The organism is Streptococcus hillyeri (assembly GCF_003686955.1).
In the GTDB taxonomy this organism is placed as follows: domain Bacteria; phylum Bacillota; class Bacilli; order Lactobacillales; family Streptococcaceae; genus Streptococcus; species Streptococcus hillyeri.
In genome coordinates, this window is record NZ_RCVM01000001.1 from 106,166 (window position 1) to 128,949 (window position 22,784).

Annotated in this window: 16 protein-coding genes and 1 riboswitch; of the genes, 13 read left to right on the plus strand and 3 right to left on the minus strand. The window is 40.5% G+C overall.

Going from position 1 to position 22,784, the window contains the following annotated elements:
* Positions 1–155 precede the first annotated feature (155 nt).
* The 6 genes from EAF07_RS00450 (at position 156) to smpB (ending at position 6,319) form a co-directional block, all read left to right on the plus strand.
* Complete coding sequence (locus EAF07_RS00450; protein ID WP_121834335.1) at positions 156–1,649, plus strand: helicase HerA-like domain-containing protein; 1,494 nt, start codon at positions 156–158, stop codon at positions 1,647–1,649.
* Positions 1,650–1,693: 44 nt separating this feature from the next.
* A complete protein-coding gene (locus EAF07_RS00455; protein WP_121834336.1) occupies positions 1,694–2,866 on the plus strand; it encodes a multidrug efflux MFS transporter in 1,173 nt (390 codons plus the stop codon).
* Entirely contained in the window at positions 2,866–3,012 is a 147-nt protein-coding gene (gene rpmG, locus EAF07_RS00460; RefSeq protein WP_121834337.1) for a 50S ribosomal protein L33, read from the plus strand. Before EAF07_RS00455 ends, rpmG begins: the two co-directional genes overlap by 1 nt.
* 45 nt (positions 3,013–3,057) lie before the next feature.
* Entirely contained in the window at positions 3,058–3,294 is a 237-nt protein-coding gene (secG, locus tag EAF07_RS00465) for a preprotein translocase subunit SecG (RefSeq protein ID WP_121834338.1), read from the plus strand.
* Between the two features lie 173 nt (positions 3,295–3,467).
* Positions 3,468–5,849 (plus strand): ribonuclease R, encoded by a 2,382-nt coding sequence (gene rnr, locus EAF07_RS00470; RefSeq protein ID WP_121834339.1) that lies wholly within the window; start codon positions 3,468–3,470, stop codon positions 5,847–5,849.
* The gene (gene smpB, locus EAF07_RS00475) at positions 5,849–6,319 is read left to right on the plus strand and encodes an SsrA-binding protein SmpB (RefSeq protein ID WP_121834340.1); all 471 of its coding nucleotides are present in this window, start codon (positions 5,849–5,851) and stop codon (positions 6,317–6,319) included. Before rnr ends, smpB begins: the two co-directional genes overlap by 1 nt.
* Before the next feature lie 61 nt (positions 6,320–6,380).
* Here smpB and EAF07_RS00480 read toward each other — a convergent pair whose 3' ends face one another.
* The gene (locus EAF07_RS00480; RefSeq protein ID WP_121834341.1) at positions 6,381–6,809 is read right to left on the minus strand and encodes a GtrA family protein; all 429 of its coding nucleotides are present in this window, start codon (positions 6,807–6,809) and stop codon (positions 6,381–6,383) included.
* Positions 6,810–6,969: 160 nt separating this feature from the next.
* Here EAF07_RS00480 and EAF07_RS00485 point away from each other — a divergent pair, with 160 nt between their 5' ends.
* Both EAF07_RS00485 and EAF07_RS00490 read left to right on the plus strand, forming a co-directional pair.
* On the plus strand, positions 6,970–7,536 hold the full coding sequence (locus EAF07_RS00485; protein WP_121834342.1) for a hypothetical protein: 567 nt from the start codon (positions 6,970–6,972) through the stop codon (positions 7,534–7,536).
* Positions 7,537–7,578: 42 nt separating this feature from the next.
* Positions 7,579–7,679: riboswitch (PreQ1 riboswitch) on the plus strand.
* Positions 7,677–8,186 (plus strand): QueT transporter family protein, encoded by a 510-nt coding sequence (locus EAF07_RS00490; RefSeq protein ID WP_121834343.1) that lies wholly within the window; start codon positions 7,677–7,679, stop codon positions 8,184–8,186. Its footprint overlaps the riboswitch before it by 3 nt.
* Positions 8,187–8,216: 30 nt before the next feature.
* Here the strand turns inward: EAF07_RS00490 and EAF07_RS00495 are convergent, their stop codons facing one another.
* Positions 8,217–9,236 (minus strand): GIY-YIG nuclease family protein, encoded by a 1,020-nt coding sequence (locus EAF07_RS00495; protein WP_121834537.1) that lies wholly within the window; start codon positions 9,234–9,236, stop codon positions 8,217–8,219.
* A gap of 68 nt (positions 9,237–9,304) precedes the next feature.
* Here EAF07_RS00495 and EAF07_RS00500 point away from each other — a divergent pair, with 68 nt between their 5' ends.
* From EAF07_RS00500 to EAF07_RS00520, 5 genes are all read left to right on the plus strand, one after another.
* Positions 9,305–10,045, plus strand: a complete 741-nt coding sequence (locus tag EAF07_RS00500; RefSeq protein ID WP_121834344.1) for a lysophospholipid acyltransferase family protein — start codon at positions 9,305–9,307, stop codon at positions 10,043–10,045.
* A 237-nt stretch (positions 10,046–10,282) separates the two neighbouring features.
* On the plus strand, positions 10,283–10,915 hold the full coding sequence (locus tag EAF07_RS00505) for a helix-hairpin-helix domain-containing protein (protein ID WP_121834345.1): 633 nt from the start codon (positions 10,283–10,285) through the stop codon (positions 10,913–10,915).
* Complete coding sequence (locus tag EAF07_RS00510; protein ID WP_121834346.1) at positions 10,908–13,130, plus strand: DNA internalization-related competence protein ComEC/Rec2; 2,223 nt, start codon at positions 10,908–10,910, stop codon at positions 13,128–13,130. The genes EAF07_RS00505 and EAF07_RS00510 overlap by 8 nt, the downstream gene beginning before the upstream one ends.
* A 951-nt stretch (positions 13,131–14,081) precedes the next feature.
* Complete coding sequence (locus tag EAF07_RS00515; RefSeq protein WP_121834347.1) at positions 14,082–18,536, plus strand: S8 family serine peptidase; 4,455 nt, start codon at positions 14,082–14,084, stop codon at positions 18,534–18,536.
* A gap of 266 nt (positions 18,537–18,802) precedes the next feature.
* Entirely contained in the window at positions 18,803–22,111 is a 3,309-nt protein-coding gene (locus tag EAF07_RS00520; protein WP_121834348.1) for a DUF6359 domain-containing protein, read from the plus strand.
* A gap of 146 nt (positions 22,112–22,257) precedes the next feature.
* Here EAF07_RS00520 and EAF07_RS00525 read toward each other — a convergent pair whose 3' ends face one another.
* Entirely contained in the window at positions 22,258–22,641 is a 384-nt protein-coding gene (locus EAF07_RS00525; RefSeq protein ID WP_121834349.1) for a hypothetical protein, read from the minus strand.
* Positions 22,642–22,784 lie beyond the last annotated feature (143 nt).

Here is a 22,784-nt window from a genome sequence, read left to right on the forward strand (position 1 = left end):
CGAATACCTGTTTTCCCATCTCTATTTTTTAACGCTATCTTAAATATGTGTTATAATATAAGAGTTGATAAGCAGAAGATAAGGTGTTTGTCTCATCATGAGGTGATGATTACTGACCTTTTCATAAAAATTTATAACATCAAGGAAGTAAACGGATGTCTACAGTAAGGATTGCTAAAAATGAAACCACAGATGTTGCCATCCAGCTGGCAATGCTCAATCGTCACGGCCTCATTGCAGGTGCCACAGGAACAGGTAAAACGGTCACGCTAAAAGTCATTGCGGAACAGCTTAGTTTAGCAGGGGTTCCTGTCTTTTTAGCCGACATCAAAGGGGACTTGACCAACCTTGCGAAAGAAGGCGAGGTGACAGAGAAGTTAGCCGCGCGTCTTGACAAACTTGGGATTAGTGACTACGAGCCACAGGCCTTTCCTGTGCGTCTTTGGGATGTCTTTGGTGAGCAGGGGCATCCTGTGCGTGCCACCATTTCTGAGATGGGACCGCTCTTGTTGTCTCGCCTACTTGGGCTTAACGATACGCAAACTGGCATTTTAAACATCGCTTTTAAGATTGCGGATGAAAAAGGCTGGCTTCTGATTGATCTGAAGGATTTACAGTCTCTTTTACGGGAAATAGCAGAGCATGCCAGTGAGTATTCCGCAGTATATGGGAACATTGCTAAACAGTCTGTAGCAGCTATTCAGCGAAGCTTATTAGTATTAGAGCAAGAGGGTGGTGAGCTTTTCTTTGGAGAACCTGCCTTGGACTTGAAGGACTTTATGAGCCTTGACGAACACGGTCAGGGAGTCATTAACATTCTTAATGCGACCAAACTCTTCCAAGCCCCAACACTCTATGCGACCTTCCTCTTATGGCTCTTGTCAGAGCTCTATGAAAACCTACCAGAAGTTGGTGACCTTGACAAGCCAAAATTTGTCTTCTTCTTTGATGAAGCTCACTTGCTCTTTAAGGATGCTCCAAAAGTCTTTGTGGAAAAAATCGAGCAGATGGTTCGCCTCATTCGCTCCAAAGGTGTGGGAATTTTCTTTATCACCCAAAATCCGATGGATTTGCCAGAAACGGTCTTAGCTCAATTAGGAAATCGTGTCCAGCACGCTCTTCGTGCCTATACGCCAAAAGAAATCAAAGCCGTTAAAACAGCTGCGGAGACCTTCCGACAAAATCCAGAGCTTGATGTTGTGACGGCTATTACCGAATTACAGGTTGGTGAAGCCTTGATTTCCCTTCTGAATGAAGAGGCTCAGCCAACAGCAGTCGAACGTGCCTTTGTCATGCCACCTAAGAGTAGCTTTGATGTTCTTAGCGCCCTAGAAGTACAGGCTATCGTTGGCAATTCACCATTTGATGAGAAATACCGTGAGATTGTTGATCGAGAATCGGCTCACGAACTGTTGGCCAAAAAAGTTTTGCAAGAAGCAGAAGCAGCTAAACAAGCTGAAGAGCGCAAGCAATTGGAAAAAGAAAAAGCAGCTTTGGAAAAAGCGAAAGCTAAAACGGCAAGTGGGGCTGGACGTCAACGAAAATCAACGGTTGAAAAAGCAGCGGATGCTTTTTTAACAACAGCCGTTCGTACCATTGGTCGTGAGCTTGTTCGGGGACTTTTTGGAAGTCTTAAAAAACGCAGATAAGAGAAAGTGTGACTATTATCGCCAGTATCAATTGGAAAAACAATATGCGAATTGCCTGGTTAGGCAATTTTCTAACAGGGGCAAGCTATTCACTAGTTATGCCCTTTATGGCGCTTTATGTGGAAGAACTTGGAGCGCCACAAGGAACGGTTGAATTTTACGCTGGATTGGCAGTAGCTCTAGCAGCTCTAGCTTCGGGTGTCTGTGCCCCTATTTGGGGGCGTTTGGCAGATCGTTATGGGCGTAAAATCATGATGGTCAGAGCGGCTTTTGTCATGACCTTTACCATGGGAGGGCTCGCCTTTGTGCCTAATGTTTTTTGGCTTTTGGTCTTACGGCTGTTAAATGGGATGTTTTCTGGCTATGTGCCAAATGCCAATGCGTTGGTTGCTTCTCAAGCGCCAAAAGATCAATCAGGTTATGCCCTTGGTAGTCTGGCGACAGGAGTGATTGGCGGCAGTCTAATTGGTCCTATTTTCGGTGGTCTCCTTGCTGAGGTCATGGGTATTAGAAATGTCTTTCTGTTTGTGGGAGCTTTACTTTTTGTTGTGACCCTCTTGACTGTTTTTTTCGTGGAAGAGGAGTTTACCCCTGTCACTCGTGACCAGCAGTTATCAACAAAACAGGTTTTCCAATCTGTCAGAGACAGGCAAATGTTAGTTGGACTTTTCATCACAAGCATGATTATCCAAATTTCAGCTCAGTCAGTTTCTCCGATTCTATCCCTCTACATTCGCTATCTTGGAACGACGGAAAATCTCATGTTTGTTTCTGGCGCAATCGTATCAGCTATGGGGCTTTCCAGTATGATATCCAGCGGTCGTCTCGGACGTGTGGGGGATAAAATTGGCAATCATAGGCTGATTTTAGCAGGCCTTTGCTACTGTGGTGTCCTCTACCTCTTTTTAGCTCAGGCGGAAAATGCCGTGCAGTTAGGGATATTACGTTTTCTCTTTGGATTTGGAACAGGTGCACTCATGCCGTCTGTAAATGCCCTGCTGACAAAAATTACTCCAAAAGAACATATCTCAACTATTTTTAGTTATAATCAAATGATGACCAATTTTGGTCAAGTCATCGGTCCATTTGTTGGGGCTACAGAGGCTACCATTTTAGGGTTTAGATGGGTCTTTTACGTGACCGCAGCCATCGTCTTTTTTAACCTTATCTGGAGCCTTATCAATTTTAGAAATTATCTTGGAAGTCGAGAAATCTAGTGCGTGTAAAAATAACTCTTAAATGTCAGGAATGTGGTAGTAAAAATTACTTGACCAGTAAAAATAAAACGAACCACCCTGATAAGATTCAAGTTTTAAAATATTGTCCAAAAGAGAGAAAAGTGACCTTACATGTTGAAAACTAAGGGAACTTATGGTAAACTATTAGAGACTATTCTAGGGGGAAACTCATGTATAATACACTATTGACCATTTTATTGATTTTATCAGTCGTATTGATTTTTGCTATTTTTATGCAACCACAAAAGAATCCAAGCTCAAATGTTTTTGACAGCAGCGGTTCAGAAGCGCTTTTTGAACGTTCAAAACCTCGTGGTTTTGAGGCTTTCATGCAACGTTTAACAGCTGTATTGGTCTTCTTGTGGCTAGCAGATGCTTTAATCTTGGCAATCTTGTCAAGTCGTTAATGATGAAGATAGATAAAAATGGGCTGACAAAACAGTCCATTTTTTACGATTTTGTCCCTTGATTTACTAATGAAAGGATTATTCAGTTCGTTATCTTCGAGCTGAACAAGGGCTACATGCTGATAAAACATTTCTAATGATTGTTTTTGGAAAGGAACCCTTGATATACATAAATGAAAGAACACATTATAACTTATTTAAAGGAGCAGGGCAGGTCAAATGTGAATGACCTTGCCGAGGCTCTTGATATGGCAGGAAGTCAAAAATTTCCTGTCTTGATTAAAGAAATTTCTAAGATGGAGAGCCAAAAAGAGCTCCGCTTTTCAGACGATGGGACCATCAGTCTCCGTCCGAAGTCAGATAAGAAAGAGCAAATTACCATCCAAGGTACTTTTCGTGCTAATAAGGCCGGTTTTGGTTTTCTTTTTGTGGATGAGAATGAAGACGATATGTTTATCGGTCGCAATGATGTTGGCTATGCCATTGACGGTGATTTGGTTGAAGTGGTCATTAAAAAGCCAGCAGATCGTCTTAAAGGCACAGCGGCAGAAGCGCGTGTCGTCGGCATTGTCGAACGCAGTCTCAAAACAGTTGTTGGGAAATTCATTTTGGATGATGAAAAGCCTAAATATGCCGGTTACATCAAGTCTAAAAATCAAAAAATCCAGCAAAAAATTTACATCAAAAAAGAACCTGTGGTGTTGGACGGAACTGAAATCATCAAGGTAGATATTGACAAATACCCAACACGTGGTCACGATTACTTTGTAGGAAATGTCCGTGATATCGTGGGTCATCAAGGTGATGTCGGCATTGATGTCCTTGAAGTGTTAGAGTCCATGGATATCGTGTCTGAATTTCCAGAGGATGTTTTGGCGCAAGCTAATAGTATCCCTGAGGCACCGACTGAAAAAGATTTGATTGGTCGTGTGGATTTAAGAGGAGAAATTACCTTTACCATTGACGGTGCCGATGCCAAGGACCTAGATGATGCGGTGCATATTAAGTTGCTGGACAATGGGAATTTTGAACTTGGAGTTCACATTGCGGATGTTTCCTATTATGTGACGGAAGGCTCTGCCTTGGACCGTGAAGCGATTGTGCGTGGTACATCGGTCTATGTGACTGACCGTGTGGTACCAATGTTACCAGAACGTCTGTCAAATGGGATTTGCTCCCTTAATCCGAATGTTGACCGCTTGACGCAATCTGCCTTGATGGAAATTAACCGCCAAGGTAAGGTGATTAACTATCAAATTTGTCAGTCTGTCATTAAGACCACTTGCCGTATGACCTACAGCCGTGTTAACGATATGCTTGCGGGAGATGAAGAAGCTCTTGCAGAGTATGACGCTATCGTTCCGAGTGTTCGTTACATGGCGGAGCTACATAACATTTTGGAAGACATGCGTATCCGCCGTGGCGCTTTGAATTTTGATACTTCTGAGGCTAAAATTATCGTTAATGATAAGGGAATGCCGGTTGATATTGTGGTGCGTCAGCGTGGCATTGCCGAGCGGATGATTGAATCCTTTATGTTAGCCGCCAATGAGTGCGTTGCTGAGCATTTTTCAAAACACCAACTGCCATTTATCTACCGTATTCACGAAGAGCCTAAGGCAGAGAAATTGCAGAAGTTCATTGATTTTGCGAGCGTGATGGGGGCTCAGGTACATGGGACAGCGAATAAGATGACCCAGTCTGCCTTGCAACAATTCATGGCAAGTTTTGATGGTAAGCCAGGGACAGAAGTCCTCAATATGATGTTATTGCGATCTATGCAACAGGCACGTTATTCTGAGCACAATCATGGTCACTACGGGCTTGCGGCTGAATACTATACGCATTTTACGAGCCCGATTCGCCGTTACCCAGACCTTTTAGTACACCGCATGATTCGTGAGTATACTAAAAATTCCTCTCAAGAAGTTCAAGACCACTTTGCACAAGTTGTTCCAGAATTGGCGACGTCATCTTCAAATCTTGAACGCCGTGCCATTGATGCGGAACGTGTCGTTGAAGCCATGAAAAAAGCTGAATACATGGAGGAGCATGTTGGCGAGGAATTTGAAGGTATTGTTTCTAGTGTTGTTAAATTCGGCTTGTTTGTGGAATTGCCAAACACCATTGAAGGCCTGATTCATGTGACAAGTCTCCCTGAATTTTATCATTACAACGAACGAAACCTCACACTTCAAGGCGAGAAGTCAGGCGTTGTCTTCAAAGTCGGTCAGCCGATTCGTGTCAAATTGGTCAAGGCGGATAAGGAAACTGGTGATATTGATTTTGAGTATCTGCCTAGTGATTACGATGTCGTTGAAAAGACTGCTAAATCTGATAGACGTGATCGTCGTGGCGGTCGTTCTAAGGGAAATAGCAGAGCTAATCGTGATGAGAAGTGTAGTACCGAAGAAAAGAGCAACCACTCTCGAGGTGGTTCTGGCAAGCGGAAATCATCTGATAAGCGCAGCCATTCTTCCAAAACAAAATCTAAAAAGAAAAAGCCTTTTTATAAGGAAGCGGTCAAAAAATCAAGTAAGAAAAGGAAAAAATGATGCCAAAAGGACTTTCTGATAACGTTCTTGCGCAAAATAAAAAAGCAAGGCATGATTATAGTATTGTAGATACTTTTGAAGCAGGAGTTGTGTTGACGGGGACAGAAATCAAATCTGTTCGTGCAGCTCGTATCCAGCTTAAAGATGGTTATGCTCAAGTTAAAAATGGTGAGGCTTGGCTTGTTAATGTTCACATTTCTCCTTTTGAACAGGGAAATATCTGGAACCAAGACCCAACCCGCACCCGCAAACTTCTTCTTAAGAAGAAGGAAATTGTCAGATTGGAAAATGAATTAAAAGGAACAGGTATGACCCTCGTTCCTCTCAAGGTTTATTTAAAAAATGGCTTTGCTAAAATCCTTATCGGATTAGCTAAAGGGAAGCACGACTATGACAAACGCGAGTCTATCAAGCGTCGTGACCAAGAACGTGACATTAAGCGTGTCACGAAAAGTGTCAATGCGAGATAAACGTATTTTTAGCATTAAAAACCTCACTAGATTTATCTAGTGAGGACTTTTGTCATTCTACTTATTTCTTAAAAATTAAAAATTTGCTGATGAGATAATTAGTGAGCATAATCAAGACTTGGCCGATTAAGGAGACGATGGAGTCAACAGTACCAATCTTGTGATTAACAAATTGGCCGATGATTTCAGGATATTTGTCAACTAAAAAGAAAGAAAGTAAGACATCAATTCCCATAGAAGATAGTCTGGCAATAAAAAATTTGATTAGGCGTGCAAGCCAGCCTTTTCTTTCTTGAGTAAAGACCCAAATATCATTAAGAACAAATGCCACTAAGATAGCAAGACCATTTGCTAGAGTTGTCGAAAAAATCACATGATGGCTAAGTCCAAAAAGGATTTTTCGTGTTATAAAATAAAAGATGGTTGTGATAACACCTGCAACTAAATATTTAAAGGCATCATTTTTGAGAAGGGATTTTAAATAGTTCATGATATAAGCATACCAAAAAATGACATAAAAGACGATAGGGAAGTCCAAAAAATGCTTGAAAATAAAAGAGAAGGTACAAAAAGCTGATAATTGTCAAAGAAATTCAAAATATGCTATAATGACTTAGTATTAAGGCGTATAGATAAAGGAGTTAAATGAAATGAAAAAAATTCTTACCTTAGTATTTACTGCAGCAGCTCTGCTTTTTTTAGGAGCATGCTCAAATGACAAAACAAGCCAGGCTGTATCATCAAAAGAAACAACAACAGTTAGTGATAATACAATGACTACAGAAGTAACGGAGACTTATAAAAAGACACAAGAAATCAATGGTGGTAAGCAGGAGATTTATATTGACGTTACCTATACAGGTGATACCTATCAATCTCTTGTATTACGCTATGAAACCATTTACGAAGGCGATGCTTTAGTGAATTTTCAAACTCAAGGGCGTGAAGCTGTCGAAGCGAATTTCAATGAGCACCTTGCTGCCTTGATTCCGGGGGTTAATGCCATCAAAGATTTAGAAGGTGTTGACGTGACATCGACAGTTGATGAAAACTTCATTTGGAAATTGTCAGTCAGTTTAGACCCTAATGTTGTTAACTTTGAAGACCTTGCAACAAAAGGCGATAACTTTGCTTACTTGGCAAAAATTGAAAAGATGCCACCAAGTCAGTTGATTGCAGGTTTTAACATCATTGGATTTGAAAAAATAACGCAGTAAAGTGTAAAAAGCAACGGTAAAGGTTGCTTTTTAATTTGTTTTTATGATAGAATATTCAAGTTGCTTAGCAACCCTTGGTGCTTAGTTCTTCTTTCGCCAAGCATATTACACGCGGTTTAGCCGCTAAAGAGGAGAAATTTATGTCAAAATATACTGTTCGTGATTACGTGCAAATTGCTTTGGTTGCTGCCATTTATGTGGTCTTAACCATCACCCCACCGCTCAATGCCATTTCTTACGGTGCTTATCAGTTCCGCATTTCTGAAATGTTGAACTTCCTTGCTTTTTATAATCGTAAGTATATTTGGTCGTTGACAATTGGTTGTATGATTGCAAATTTCTTTAGCTTTGGTATGATTGATGTTGTGGTAGGTGGGCTATCTACCCTAGTTTTTGTCACTTTGGGTGTTATTCTACTAGAGCGATTTAAAGGTCAAGACGTGTTTGGTGGTCTATTTGATAAGGCTCACTTTTACTTTGCCTTCTTTTTTGCGGCTAGTATGTTTACTGTAGCCGCAGAGTTAGCAATCATTGCTGAATTACCATTTTTCTGGACTTGGTTTACCACAGCAGTGGGAGAATTAGCTTCTCTCTTAGTTGGAGCAGTAGTGATTAAAAAAATAGCAGAGCGTATTGATTTAACAAACTAAAAAGATTTGGAGAAGCTTCTCCAAATCTTTTTACTTACTCTTATTTTTGATGTAATCTAATTTTTCTTGTCTGCTTTTACGTTTTTTGAACAAGGCTTCCGCAGACATTGCTTCTTGTTTACTCGGAAAGGTTTCTTGGTAAATGAGTTTGACTGGCAAGCGAGGCTTGGTGTACTTGGCTCCTTTACCGGCATTATGAGCTTTTAATCGCTTTTCGACATCTGTGGTATATCCTGTATAGAGCGTTCCATCGGCGCATTCTAGGACATACATATAGGCTTCCTTGTCAGCTTTTGGCTCTGCCTTTTTTCCAAAATAAATCTCAAAAATCTCATCGGTATAGTCGCCATTTTCTTTGTGAACAAAGAGTGGAGGTAGGATTTTTAGTCCGTCTGTTGAACCATCTTTAATGGCTTCAATGAGGAGCATATTTGCGTCTTTTCCTTCCTTAGGATAGACAAACTGTACTCGCTTGGGGGCAAGGTTATAGCGACGCAGGGTATCAATGATATCCAAGAAGCGGTCGGGACGGTGTACCATGGCAAGGCGACCATTGGATTTAAGGGCGTGACGAGCTACCTCGCAAATCTCTTCTAGATTAGTTGTGATTTCGTGGCGAGCAAGGAGATAATGCTCAGAAATATTTTTTTTGGAGGTTTCAGTTGCCTTGAAGTAAGGTGGATTGCAGAGGATAAGGTCAACTTGGCTACGCGGTACATGGTCTAGAAGATGTTTCAAATCATCGTTAATCATCGTCACCTGATCTTCTAGCTGGTTCAGCTGAATCGAACGCTCTGCCATGTCAGCCAAACGAGGCTGTAATTCAACAAGTTTAATCGGTGCCTTGGTTTTTGTGCTGGCAAAGAGTCCCACGGCACCATTGCCAGAGCAGAGGTCAACAATCAGTCCTTTTTTAGGGATTTTTGGGAAGCGAGAAAGCAGAACGCTGTCGATAGAGTAACTAAAGACAGCCTTGTTTTGAATAATTTTGACATCAGTTGAGAAGAGCTGGTCAATGCGCTCTCCGTCTTTTAAAATCTTAGTAGTCATACTTAACATTATAGCAAAAATTTGGTAAAATATACCATTAGATGACGTAAAGGAAAGGACAATCATACATGTTTTACGCTTACCTTCGTGGGCTAGTCATGTTTTTGCTTTGGGTAGCAAATGGCAATGCACACTTTCATAATACCGAAAAAATCCTAAGTGAAGATGAGAATTATATCTTAGTGGCACCCCATCGCACTTTTTGGGACCCTGTTTATATGGCTTTTGCGGCGAGACCTAAGAAATTTATTTTTATGGCTAAAAAAGAACTGTTCAGTAATCGGATGTTTGGCTGGTGGATTCGTATGTGCGGTGCTTTTCCGATTGACCGTGATAATCCTGGGCAAGAAGCTTTGCGCTATCCAATCAACACCTTGAAAAAAGGTGATAGAAGTCTGGTCATGTTTCCAAGTGGAAGTCGTCATTCTTCAGATGTTAAAGGCGGTGTCGCTGTGATTGCTAAAATGGCTAAGGTCAAAATCATGCCAGCTGCTTATCAAGGACCTCTGAAATTTGGTGACTTTCTAAAAGGTGAGCGCGTGGATATGAACTTTGGTAATGCCATTGATATTTCAGATATCAAAAAGATGAATGATGAAGGGATTGCAGAAGTTGCGAATCGTATTCAGTCTGAATTTGACCGCTTAGACGCTGAAAATGCTAGCTATTCTAATGGTAAGCGCGTGAACCCATTAACTTACCTCATCCGTATCCCAGCAGGCGTCATTGCTTTTGTGCTGGTTCTTCTAACCGTTATCTTTAGCTATCTCGCTAGCTTTGTTTACAAACCTTGGGAGAAAAAGAACTAAGCTACACTCAGTGAGTATCTCTTTCAAAATATAAAGGAAAATCTTCTAGTTTTAGGAGATTTTTTTATTTATTTTCGAATAATAAGGTAAGGAGGCTGTTATGCGAGACAAAAGTGTCAGTGTCATTGTTGGTTTGTTGCTGCTGGTCATTCTATCTTATCTAATAATCGCGCAGTTGGGGACGATGGTGTTGCTACCTTCTCTGACTCCAAATGTGGTATTAACTTAGGAGGGATTATGGAAACAATCATTGAAAAGGTAAGAGAACACGCTATTCTCTCTGGTGTGGGTGGAGGCTTGCTCATTTTGGTGTGTATCATTGGGTTTCTGATGTTGAAACCAAAGGAGGAAGCGCCAGCCTTTCCAGTCGTAGAAGAAGTCACACAAGTGGTCACAGAAAAGGAAGAGGAGAGTAGCTCTGCCTTTTCTCAGGAAAGTGAAAAAATCCTTGTCGATGTCAAAGGTGCTGTCGTATCTGAAGGAGTCTATGAATTGTCGCTGGGAGACCGTGTGCGTGATGCGATTGAACTGGCAGGTGGTCTGTCTCCTCAAGCTGATAAGCAGTCGGTCAATTTTGCGCAGAAACTAACTGATGAAGCTGTTGTTTATGTGGCCAAGATTGGCGAAGTTGAACACTCAGCACCTGCAGTTGCTGGGGACCCACAGGCAGCGTCTGGCAAAGTCAATATCAATAAAGCGACCGCGGCAGAATTAACAACTGTCTCTGGTATTGGTGAAAAGAGGGCTCAAGATATTATCGCTTATCGTGAAGAGCACGGGAAATTTTCTAGTCTTGATGACTTGACCAATGTTTCTGGTATTGGTGCTAAGACTCTTGAAAAGCTGAAATCGGAGCTGACCATTGATTAGGCGCCTCCCTCTTCCAGCTATCTATCTCGCCTTTCTACTGGTGTGGCTTTATTTTGCTATCGTCTCTGGTGAAAAGCTGGCGCTGTTGGGTTTGGTATGCTTATTGGTATGTTGCTTTCGGTTTTATCCTTTGAAAAAAGTGGGGCAGTTGCTCCTTATCCTAACTCTCTTTGCTTCATATATCAGTTATCAAGAATGGCTACAGACTATAAAAGCCGATAGCGCTCCGCAGACGATTCAGAGGATACAGGTACTTCCAGATACCATTTCTGTAAATGGCGATAAGCTGTCTTTTAGAGGTCATTGGGATAATCAGACCTACCAAGCCTTTTACAAACTGACTTCTGAAAAGGAGCAGCGCTTTTTCAAAACATTAACTCAGAGTGTCGTTTTGGATATAGAGGCTGAATTGACAGAACCAGAGGGACAACGAAATTTCAAAGGATTTGACTACTCGACTTATTTAAAAAGTCAGGGAATTTATCGCTTAGTACAGATTGATACGATTAAAACAGTTCATAAGGCGAAGCGGTTAAGTTTGTTTGAAATCATCAGGGGATGGCGACGAAAGGCTCTGGTGCATATCTATGACCATTTTCCGTCCCCAATGAAACATTACATGACTGGTCTTCTTTTTGGACATCTTAGTAAGGAATTTGAGGAAATGAGTGATCTCTATAGCAGTCTTGGGATTATTCATCTTTTTGCCTTATCTGGTATGCAAGTCGGCTTTTTTGCGGGCGCTTTTCGTTATCTCTTTTTATGGCTGGGACTACGAAAGGACTGGGTTGATTGGCTGACGGTTCCTTTTTCGCTAGTCTATGCAGGCATGACAGGTTTTTCAGTTTCTGTTATTCGTAGCCTAATTCAGCTTAATCTATCTAGCTTAGGATTTAGAGGGCTTGACAATTTTGCGGCTACCGTTATGGTGATGTTTCTCATCATGCCAAATTTTTTATTGACCACAGGTGGTGTTCTAAGTTTCGCCTATTCTTTTATTCTAGCCATGACAGATTTTAAGGAAATGAAGCACCCGCGCTTAGCTGAGATGCTGACCATTAATCTTGGCATTTTACCGCTATTGATGTGGTATTTTGCCAGTTTTCAACCTCTCGCCATCTTGCTGACAGCGGTAGTTTCGATTGCTTTTGATAGCTTGATTTTACCCTTGCTGAGCCTAATATTCATCTGCTCGCCCTTGGTTAGGATTGACTTTGTTAATTTTCTCTTTGTATTTTTGGAAAAAGGGCTGACGCTGATTGGACAGTTTTTTAACAGACCAGTTATTTTTGGCAGTCCTAGTTTAATTGTCTTAGTGCTCGTCTTAGTCTGTCTAGGCTTGCTGTACGATGGTCTCCGTTGTAAGAAATGGGCTATAGGACTGAGTCTCATGGTAGCTCTGCTATTTATCATCACCAAACACCCTATTGAAAATGAAGTGACGGTTGTTGATATTGGTCAGGGGGACAGTATTTTTCTACGCGATATGACTGGGAAGACTTTGCTGATTGATGTTGGTGGCAAGGCTGATTTTGCGCCTAAGGAGGCTTGGAGAAAGGGAAAAAGTGATGCCAATGCGGAGCGGACCCTAATTCCATATTTGAAAAGCCGTGGGGTTCATCAGATTGATCAGCTTTTATTGACCCATACCGACACAGACCATATTGGAGATATGGAAGTAGTTGCTAAAGCTTTTTCTATTGGAGAAATTATTGTCAGTCAGGGGAGTTTGACTGTTCCTAGTTTTGTGGAGAGACTGAAAGCCTTACATGTTCCTGTTAAGGCGATGGCTGCTGGTGATAAAATTTCCATCATGGGAAGTCAGCTACAAGTGCTTTACCCAGCTACCGTTGGAAATGGTGAAAATAATGATTCCTTGGTCTTGTATGGAAAACTCTTGGACAAACGATTTTTATTTACAGGAGACCTTGAAGAGGGGGAGCTAGACTTGATTAAAAGGTACCCAAACTTACCTGTTGATATTTTAAAAGCAGGGCACCATGGCTCAAAAGGATCATCCTATCCTGAATTTTTAAACCACATTGGAGCGGAAGTAGCGCTTGTCTCTGCTGGTAAAAATAACCGGTACAAATACCCTCATCAAGAAACCTTAGAACGATTTAAAAAAGAAAATATGACAGTCTATCGCACAGACCAACAAGGTGCCATCCGTTTCCACGGTTGGCAGAAGTGGCAAGTCGAGACAGTGAGGTGAGAAAATGCCCCCCAAAAGCATGACATCAGACCCGATGTTGTGCTTTTTTCTGTTTAGTGAAATTATCCAGTGGATCGTTTCAGCCTGCATTTAGAAATCAAAAGGAGAAGTAATTCGCTTGATAAGAATAGATTTTTGGGAGAACTACTGAGAAAGAAACTCAAGTAATTTTGTTACAGAATGTAGACAAGACTATTTCGTTCAATAGGAATAATCCTCGAGGCTCTGCAGATTTTTTTATTAAGTTCCTATTTTTACGAGCGATAGCGAGCAAAAAAAGATACTTCCGCGTGATAAAAGTGTCAGAAATCGCTAAAATTCAATATTTCTGACACTCGGAATATTTGAGACTAATTGAACACGCCTACAATGCTATGAATTTAGACTCACTTTCCTAGATACTTACGGCATCTTCGTCAAGCTCCCTAAAATTTTTTGCATTGCTTAACAGCTTTGTATCTTAAATTAGGATCAAATATTAGTCATGTTCAAATAGTCCAGTGGACTATTTGAGGTTGGAAATAAAATAGGCTACAGCCTGTGTCAAATACCCGTAGGAAGTCTGCTTGTGTCTGTTAAAACTGTCCAGTGGACAGTTTTAAGTTTGATCTTAGAAATTAGAAAGCGAGAAAAGATACAAAGGAAAGTATCAAAAAAACTTTTTCTTCAATCTAGAACAAAACGTCATTTTTGTTAAGTATTACGCGATACAACTCCAGTGATTTTGTTAGAATTGTTTAAATAATAATAGGATTGACAATATTCTGAAAATTAATTAATATGTTAGATATTAATGAGAAAAGGAGTGTTGGATGATAGAAAAATTATAAGTGATAGGGAGAAGTACATTAGGCTTTGTTTTTGATATCATTGTCAAAATTGAAGGCAGTGTTACTAGGAGAGTTCGTTCCACTCTTAAAAAAGGACGACATCAATTATTAAGGAGAAACGATGGAAAAGAGAAAACGAAAAAGAGAAGGCTTACTCCTGCTATCGTCAGCTGTGCTATTGGCTTGGACCTTGTCCAGTCAATCTGTTTATGCTTCCGAGTTTGTTCAGCCTCAGGTTGAACACACAAGTGTTGGAGTAGCAGAAGTAACAACAGTTGAGATTGGTCAACCTATTCTAGAGGAGACAAGCAGAGCAAGTGAAGATAGCCCAGCTATTTCAGGGGAGACGCTTTCTACAGAAGCAAGTATCTCAGTGGCTACCGAGGAAAAAGTAGCAGCTAGTGAACCAGTAGCTGAAGACAAGACTGACATGGATACCACAGAAACGGTTACAGACACGGTGGTGTCATTGTCGGTAGAACAACCCTTGTCAAAGGAGAGCAATGCTATTGTCAATACGCAACCTCTTTGGGATTCTAATATTAAGGGTCAGGGAATGGTTGTTGCGGTCATTGACACTGGCTTAGATGTGGACCATGATGTCTTACACATCAGTGATATGACCAAGGCGAAGTATCAGAAACCAGAAGATATTGAACGTGCCAAACAGGAAGCAGGTATTGGTTACGGGAAATGGTACAGTGATAAAGTTGTCTTTGGTTACAACTATGCAGATTCAAATGATATCTTAAAACAAAAAGATGTCGAGTCTCACGGCATGCACGTGGCTGGTATTGCAGTTGGAAATCCTACCAAATCTCATAGTAGTGGGGATTACATTTACGGTGTTGCACCAGAAGCACAGCTAATGTTCATGCGCGTGTTTTCTGATAAAACAGGTGGTGGTACTAGTCCCTTCTTATATGCGCGTGCTATTGAAGATGCCATCAAACTTGGTGCCGATACCATTAACCTGAGCCTAGGTTCTGCTAATGGTATCTTAAACGATACGGCAAAAACGATTGAAGCTGCTATCAAAAAAGCAAACGAAGCTGGGATTACCGTTGTTATCGCAGGAGGAAATGACACGGCATTTGGTGAGGGACATGCCAATCCAGACGCTGATAAACCTGACTATGGTCTAGTTGGTGACCCTTCTGCTGCTAGAGATAGTCTCTCAGTGGCTTCATATAATAACACTCATGTCACCAATGAAGTGCTAACGATTAATGGGGCAGAGACGACAGAGGTAGTATTTTCACGCCCTAACCTCGAAACGCCAGCATTTGATGCCACGAAACATTACAACTATGTCTTTGTTGGAAAAGGCACAGAGAACGATTTTGCAACTTCAGGTGATGTAACTGGAAAAATTGTTGTCATTGAGCGTGGTGATATTACATTTGGTGCTAAAGTTGAAAATGCTCAACGCCATCAAGCAGCAGGTGTCATTATTTTCAATAATACAGATGGTGACGCTCATTCCGTCCGCATGACACTGACTGAGGAAGCGACCAAAATTCCATCCCTATTTATTGATCGTAAATCAGGACAATTATTGGTTTCCAATGCAGCTGATGGCAAGTATACCATTACAGTAGATGGGAAATATCGTCTAGAAAGCAATCCCAAAGCTAATCGCATGTCAGATTTCTCAAGTTGGGGACTAACAGCGGATGGTGAATTAAAACCGGATATCACAGCTCCAGGTGGCGATATTTTTTCTTCCATTAATGATAATAAATATGGCACGATGGGCGGAACAAGTATGGCAGCCCCTCATGTTGCAGGCTTGTCTGTTTTAGTGAAGCAAGTATTGGCAGAGCGTTTCCCTAACATCAAAGGAAAAGAGTTGTCTACTCTCATTAAGCACCTATTAATGAGTACAGCTGTTCCTCATATCAATGATGAGACGAAAGCGCACACTTCTCCACGCCAACAAGGTGCAGGGATTGCCAATGTTTCAAAAGCAGCGCATTCAGATTTTTACCTTACAGGCGATGAAGGCTTGAGCAGCATTTCTTTGGGAAATGTTGGTGAAACCTTTACTTTCAATGTTACCATCCATAATTTGTCTGACCAAGAAAAGGTTGTCAAATATGTTACCGATGTTAATACTGATCAAGTGGAGAACGGTAAGGTAACCCTTAAACCTCGAAAATTGGCTGAATTTGCAGGTGAAACCATCACTGTTTCGGCTAAAGGGAGTGTGACAGTTCCTATTTCAGTGAACACAGCTCAGTTTACCAAAGAATTGACTGAGTTAATGACCAATGGTTACTATCTTGAAGGATTTGTCCGCTTTTTGAATACGGAAGATGATGGCGAATTGGTCAGTCTTCCTTATGTCGGCTTTAAAGGAAAATTCCAAGATTTAGCCATTATTGAAAAGCCTGTTTATGATTATAAACCAGGTGAAAACCCATTCTACACTGATTTGACTAAGGTTACATCTTATACACAGGAAGAGGATTCTCATTACACAGCAGTCTTAATCGGTGAAAAAGAATTTAACCATTTGACCAATTCTTACACAGACACCTTAGGTTTAACAGCTGGTGCCTTTAAAGATGAGAACGGGAACTATGTCATTCGTCGTGATGCTGATGGAAATCCTATTATTGCCATTTCACCAAATGGTGACGGTAACCGAGATGCTCTTGCTTTCCGTGGAACCTTTTTAAGAAATTATAAAGAGCTCCGCATTGCCATTTACAAAGCCGAAGATACAGCATTTGAAACGCCATTGTGGATTAGTGATAAGGCGTCAGGCGATAAAAACTACTATAGTAGCAACCCATCTAATCCTAAGTCAACACTTATTGATACCAGTGAGTGGGCCGGTAGAGATTCAGAAGGGAAATTGTTACCTGATGGTAAATACAAATATGTGGTTGAACACTATTCTGTTGTACCGGGGGCACAAAAACAACGCCTAGTATTTGATGTGGTCTTGGATACCTCAACACCAGTTGTTGTGACTGGTGTTTATGATGAAGCAACACGTCGCTTTAAACCTCGTGCAACTAAGGAAGAGGGAGTGGGTGTTTATCGTGAACAAATGTATTATGTGTTAGATAAATTTTATATTGGAGATGAAGCCTTTGATGATTCATTCTTCATCACAGATCCAACTCGTAAAGAATACATCAAGAAAAATGCTGACGGAACTTACACGATACCAGAAAAAGATTTATATGATAGACCAATTTCTGATGAAAACATTTGGTTTATGGTAGAAGATTTTGCTGGAAATACCATGCGTACAAACCTTGCAGAATTTAAAATGATTGGTAATACTTCTGGCGTGGTTAACGTTAGACTGATGGATAATAAACTGAATATGTCCCTAGACATGCTAGGCTACCGTTACAGCATTAAAGATGAAGCTGGAAATGTTGTGACAGATAGCACATCTGTCGGAAGAAATCTACACATTTTACCATTTGGAACCTATACAGTTGAACTCATTTTATTTGATGAAGAATATGCTAAATTATTGGATAATGAAACGGTCAAAACGATTGTGGTTGATGAAAACCATACCGAACTTGCTGTTGATTTTGCCACTAAATTAGTGTTGTACAGTACTTTAACTGTTGACTTTGATACAGAATTACCAGCTGGTGTGCAGGTTTATGCTATTGATTCAAATGGCAACCGTACGGTGCTAACCAAAGGACGCTACATCACGGATGTTTTTGAAAAACGTCTGGTGTACAATGAAAAATACACCATTGTTGTCGAAACGCCTAAAGGCTACTTTGTCGCTGGAGAAGATATGACCGCAGATATGGTAGAAAATCATGTGGTGAAAGTCTTGTCGCTTTGGGCTAAAGGGGATATTGAGCAGGATGGTAAAGCTCTAGAATTAGAAACTAAGCCAGAAATCGATCTTACAGCAGACCCTGACCAAGATGGCTTCACAACTGAGGAAGAATTGAAAGGTCAAAGCGATCCATTTGATGGGACTTCGGTACCAGAAGTGAGTGAAACAGGTGCCGGAGTCACAGCTGATGCCAAACCCGAAATCGATCTTACAGCAGACCCTGACCAAGATGGCTTCACAACTGAGGAAGAATTGAAAGGTCAAAGCGATCCATTTGATGGGACTTCGGTACCAGAAGTGAGTGAAACAGGTGCCGGAGTCACAGCTGACGCCAAACCCGAAATTGACCTTGCATCAGACACCGACCAAGATGGTTTCACAACCGAGGAAGAATTAAAAGGTCAAAGCGATCCATTTGATACGACTTCAGTGCCATTTATTTGGGAGACAGGAACAGGGGTTACGGCTTCTGAGAAACCAATCATTAGTTTTGAAACTGAGAAAAAAGGTCACCTAGAATATCAGCCATTATCAGTGTCAAATACAAAAGATGAGGCGCCTGCTGATGTCGAAACAGTGTCACATACCCCAATGAGTGAGAAATCTTTAAATCAATTTTCTAAATCATTGACTAAAGAAGCGTTACCAAAAACAGGTCAAACCGACTCATTCTTGACAATCTTATGTGGAACAATGGTTATCATCTCAGCTATGGTAGTTATTAAACTTAAGTCAAAAAATGACTAATCTTTAGAAAATATCATCATTTAAAAAACGAGTAAATCCAATAAGGACTACTCGTTTTTTTTTTATTTAAATGAGTATTAATATAAATAACTATAGCAGGGTCAATAACTAACATGATATTGGAAAAATGACAGTCAAAATGTATAAAATAATCAGTCCTACCTCAAATTCTTTTGTGCGTTTGTCTGGTAAAAATAATTATGCTATTGATTTGTTTGTTCGCTTTTTGTATAATGTAACCGTATTAACTATTTGGAGGAAATAAAATGTTCGGAAAAAGAGCGATTCGAGATAATGCCCAACGCTTTTCGATTAAAAAGTACAGCATTGGTGTTGTCTCTGTCCTTTTAGGATTAGCTTTCCTAGGCGGAACAGTTGTTCAAGCAGAGGAGTCAGCCAATTTAGGAAGCCAGCTTGTACAGCCTAGTGATAACACCTCTCTACAAGGTTTGGAAGAAGCTCAACCTGTTTCTGTGGTGCCAGATTCTAATGCGGTATCAGATAGTATTTCTACAGAGGTAGCTCCAGAAACGCTCACTACCCCAGCCCCTGTTGCAGAAGCAGAAGTTAGTCAATCATCAGTTGTTAGCGTAGAAGACTATCAAAAAATGACAGCTAACAAGCAAGAGGTTACTGTCGAGGGCTATATTACAGGGTCTTTAAAATTAGGAAATGCCTATGGCAGTGAGTACTCCAACCTAGCTCTTGGTGCAACCAAAGACGCAGCAGCTAAAGATACGATTCCTGTTCAATTAGTCGGTAAGTCAGATGTTAGAAAAGCCTATAATGTCAAGGATAACCCTCAGTACATCGGTAAGAAGGCAAGAGTAACAGGAATTTCAGAAAACTATTTTAATAAAATTGGTATAAAATCTACGAGCAAGATTGAAATTATTGAAGATGATAGTATTTCTGAGGAAACAAAACCTGTTGAAACCCCAGCACCACTAGAACCAGCGAGTCCAGACCTTACCCCAATTGCTCATTTGAGAACATCTGAACAGGGGAAAGAATATAGCTTTGCAGGAAAAGTTATCAGTCCTATCAATGCTTGGGGCGGTCAAGGCTTTTACGTTCAAGATAAGTCTGGCGCAGGCATTTATGTTTATCCGAAAAAAGACTTATCCTTAAAACAAGGTGATGTTGTTGAACTAAGCGGAAAATTATCGCAATACGGCAGCGAGTTACAAGTTGTTGACATCACAGCAAGTAAAAAAATTGCAGACGACATTAACACGCCACTGACTACCTTAACCATTCCCACATTGAGTGCTGACAAACAGTCTACGCTAGTCAAATTAGAGAATGTCAAAGTTGGAACGATTTCAAGTGATTCCTTTGATAATGCGACTTTTGATGTCACTGATAAGGATGGTAATGTTGTGTCTATCCGTCTTGACAGTCGTTCTGGCATTACAGCAACTACTCTAAAAGAAAAAATCACTACCAATGATGAGATTAATGTCACAGGCATTTTATCTAGTTTTAAAGAAGCTAATCAAGTAAAACCTTTCTCTCTTGGACATTTTGAAATTGTGAAAAAAGCAGAAGCAATTCCAGCTGTTGAAGCAAGAGTTTCTGATATTCAGGGGGAAGGCCATGTCTCTCCACTGGTAGGCAAAGCAGTCACTGTTAAAGATGTCGTTGTTACCTATGTTGAAAAAGATAATAAATTCTATGTGCAGGATTTAGTCTCTGATGATAACGTGAAAACTTCTGATGCTATCGCTGTCTTTTTGCCAAAACACAAGGTCAAAGTTGGTGATAAATTGGAAATTACTGGTGAAGTTGAAGAATATTTAGGAGACGGCTATTCAGATAAATCCGAAACAGACCTTACCGTTACTCAAATCAAAGCTAAAAAAGCAACAGTTGTAGGGACAGCAGAAGTGCCAAAATCAGTTGTTTTGGGAGTAGATCGTGTGGCTCCGACAAAGGTCATTGATGACGATGCCTTCAAAGACTTTGATCCAGAAAATGATGCCCTTGATTTCTGGGAATCGCTAGAAGGACAGTTGGTTACAGTCAAAGGAGCAAGAGTCTTAGGCCCACAAAGATATGGTGAAATCTATGTCGTACCAGGAAATGACACCACTAAGAAAAATAATTCTGGTGGTATCACCTTGCAAAGTGATAGCTATAATCCACAAAAAATTGCCCTTCTGACTACCAATCGAAAATTTGTTGCTAAGGCAGGAGATTACTTCGGTAAAGACATTACAGGATCAATTTCTTACTCGTACACTAACTATAAATTATTAGTTGATAATAAGGCCTTGGATTCTCATCAAGATGGCGGATTGAAACCTGAAGTTAGTCGCATTGTTAAAGACCCTGAAAAATTAATGATTGCTTCTTACAATATTGAAAACTTCTCTGCCAATAAAAAAGGCACCAAAGATGAAAAAGTAGCAAGGATTGCAAAATCGTTTGTCTCTGACTTGCATTCACCAGACATTATTACTTTAATTGAAGTTCAAGATAATAACGGAGAAACCAATGACGGTACGACAGATGCGACGAAATCTGCACAACGTTTGATTGATGCCATTGCGGCTTTAGGCGGCCCAGCTTACAAGTACATTGACTTTGCACCTGAAAATAATGCCGATGGTGGGGCACCTGGTGGTAACATTAGAACAGGGTTCTTGTACAATTCTGAAAGAGTTAAATTATCTGATAAACCAGTAGCCCAGCCAAATGAATCAGCAACTTGGGAAAATGGGGAGCTGAAATACAGTGTCGCAAGACTCAACCCAACAAGTCCTGTATGGGAAGGCACACGAAAAGTTCCAGTAGCTGAATTTGAATTTAATGGTGAAAAAGTTGTTCTGCTAGGGCTTCACTTAAATTCTAAACGTGGTGATATGGGCGTCTTTGGCAAGATTCAACCACCACAGTTCAAGTCAGAAGCCAAACGTCATCAGATGGCAGAAGACATTAAAGCATTTGTCGAAACTGGGTTTTCTCAAAATGAACGAGCGAATATCGTTATCCTAGGTGATTATAACGATTATGAGTTCACTAAGACTCTGTCTATCATTGAATCAGCAGGACTAAGAAATCTCGTCAAAAATCATGAAGAATCAGATAGATATTCTTACTTCCATCAAGGAAATAATCAAACTTTGGACCAAGCTATGATTTCAGGCCACCTAGCTGATAATTATGAGTTTGATATGGTTCATGTGAATGCTGCCTTTATGGAAGAACATGGCAGAGCTTCGGATCATGACCCATTATTGCTACAAATTGACATCAGAAAAGTCAATGAAGTGCCAAAAGATTTTCCAACAGTGGATAAGAAACCTGAATTGACATTGCCATTATCTTTGACACCTAAAAACGAGAAAGCTAATACTCCTCGTACGCAAACAGAGGTGAAACCATCACCAGTTACGAAAGAAGGGCAACAAACAGCAAGTGGAGCGAAACAAGATATCTTTAACGATTCAAAAGCAGAAAGCCTACCAGCGACATCAGATTCTGACACTCAATTGATAACAGTCATGGGTGGAGGACTTATCTTGTTGAGCAGTCTTGCAATTGCAAGCCATAAACGTAAAGAATACTAAGCAGTTTCTAAGAAACACTATTTGTGTATCTGATGGTAGCATAACTAAAGAGACCAAATTCTAAATCAAGAATAAGGTCTCTTTTTTATGTTTGTGAGAGATTAATTGTTTAGATCTGTCAACATTTGAGTTGTGGCTTTGGACTTTTATTGGTCTGCACCTGCTTTTTCCAATAGAAAATGAGGAATAAAAAGACTTGCTATGATACTAGCCAAACCAAACCAAGTGATAATAGCCATGATCCACGTTCCAGGAGAAAAAATAAATTGCCCAAAGAGGATAGCCAAAACACCACCCCAAAACGTTAGAGCGTGCATAGTATTATCTTTAATAATAACGATATCACTATTTGAGACAGAAATTCTAGATTTTTTACTGCCACGAACGGTGAGCAAACTTTCAGAAGTAGGAAGACTCAAGTCAACCTCCTCATTTTCCATAATACGAGCAACAGTTTTCCCATTCAGTTTCAGGTAAATAGGAGCAAAGGCGCGAATATACTTCGTACGACGTTTAATGGTAATAGACATGATAAACCTTTCGAGATTACTTTTCCTTATTATAGCGTGAAACGAAAAGGAGGGCAAGGAAGAGGGTGACGTCGTGAGGAGGCATGAGAAATTTAGTGCGTAAATTTTTAGAAGAATTCTTCATTGTATACTTTGCGGAGTAC

Excerpts from the sequence above, each read along its gene's own strand:
- EAF07_RS00450 (WP_121834335.1), top strand. The coding sequence starts at position 156 with ATGTCTACAGTAAGGATTGCTAAAAATGAAACCACAGATGTTGCCATC.
- EAF07_RS00455 (WP_121834336.1), top strand. The coding sequence starts at position 1,694 with ATGCGAATTGCCTGGTTAGGCAATTTTCTAACAGGGGCAAGCTATTCA.
- secG (WP_121834338.1), top strand. The coding sequence starts at position 3,058 with ATGTATAATACACTATTGACCATTTTATTGATTTTATCAGTCGTATTG.
- rnr (WP_121834339.1), top strand. The coding sequence starts at position 3,468 with ATGAAAGAACACATTATAACTTATTTAAAGGAGCAGGGCAGGTCAAAT.
- smpB (WP_121834340.1), top strand. The coding sequence starts at position 5,849 with ATGCCAAAAGGACTTTCTGATAACGTTCTTGCGCAAAATAAAAAAGCA.
- EAF07_RS00480 (WP_121834341.1), bottom strand. The coding sequence starts at position 6,809 with ATGAACTATTTAAAATCCCTTCTCAAAAATGATGCCTTTAAATATTTA.
- EAF07_RS00485 (WP_121834342.1), top strand. The coding sequence starts at position 6,970 with ATGAAAAAAATTCTTACCTTAGTATTTACTGCAGCAGCTCTGCTTTTT.
- EAF07_RS00490 (WP_121834343.1), top strand. The coding sequence starts at position 7,677 with ATGTCAAAATATACTGTTCGTGATTACGTGCAAATTGCTTTGGTTGCT.
- EAF07_RS00495 (WP_121834537.1), bottom strand. The coding sequence starts at position 9,236 with ATGACTACTAAGATTTTAAAAGACGGAGAGCGCATTGACCAGCTCTTC.
- EAF07_RS00500 (WP_121834344.1), top strand. The coding sequence starts at position 9,305 with ATGTTTTACGCTTACCTTCGTGGGCTAGTCATGTTTTTGCTTTGGGTA.
- EAF07_RS00505 (WP_121834345.1), top strand. The coding sequence starts at position 10,283 with ATGGAAACAATCATTGAAAAGGTAAGAGAACACGCTATTCTCTCTGGT.
- EAF07_RS00515 (WP_121834347.1), top strand. The coding sequence starts at position 14,082 with ATGGAAAAGAGAAAACGAAAAAGAGAAGGCTTACTCCTGCTATCGTCA.
- EAF07_RS00520 (WP_121834348.1), top strand. The coding sequence starts at position 18,803 with ATGTTCGGAAAAAGAGCGATTCGAGATAATGCCCAACGCTTTTCGATT.
- EAF07_RS00525 (WP_121834349.1), bottom strand. The coding sequence starts at position 22,641 with ATGTCTATTACCATTAAACGTCGTACGAAGTATATTCGCGCCTTTGCT.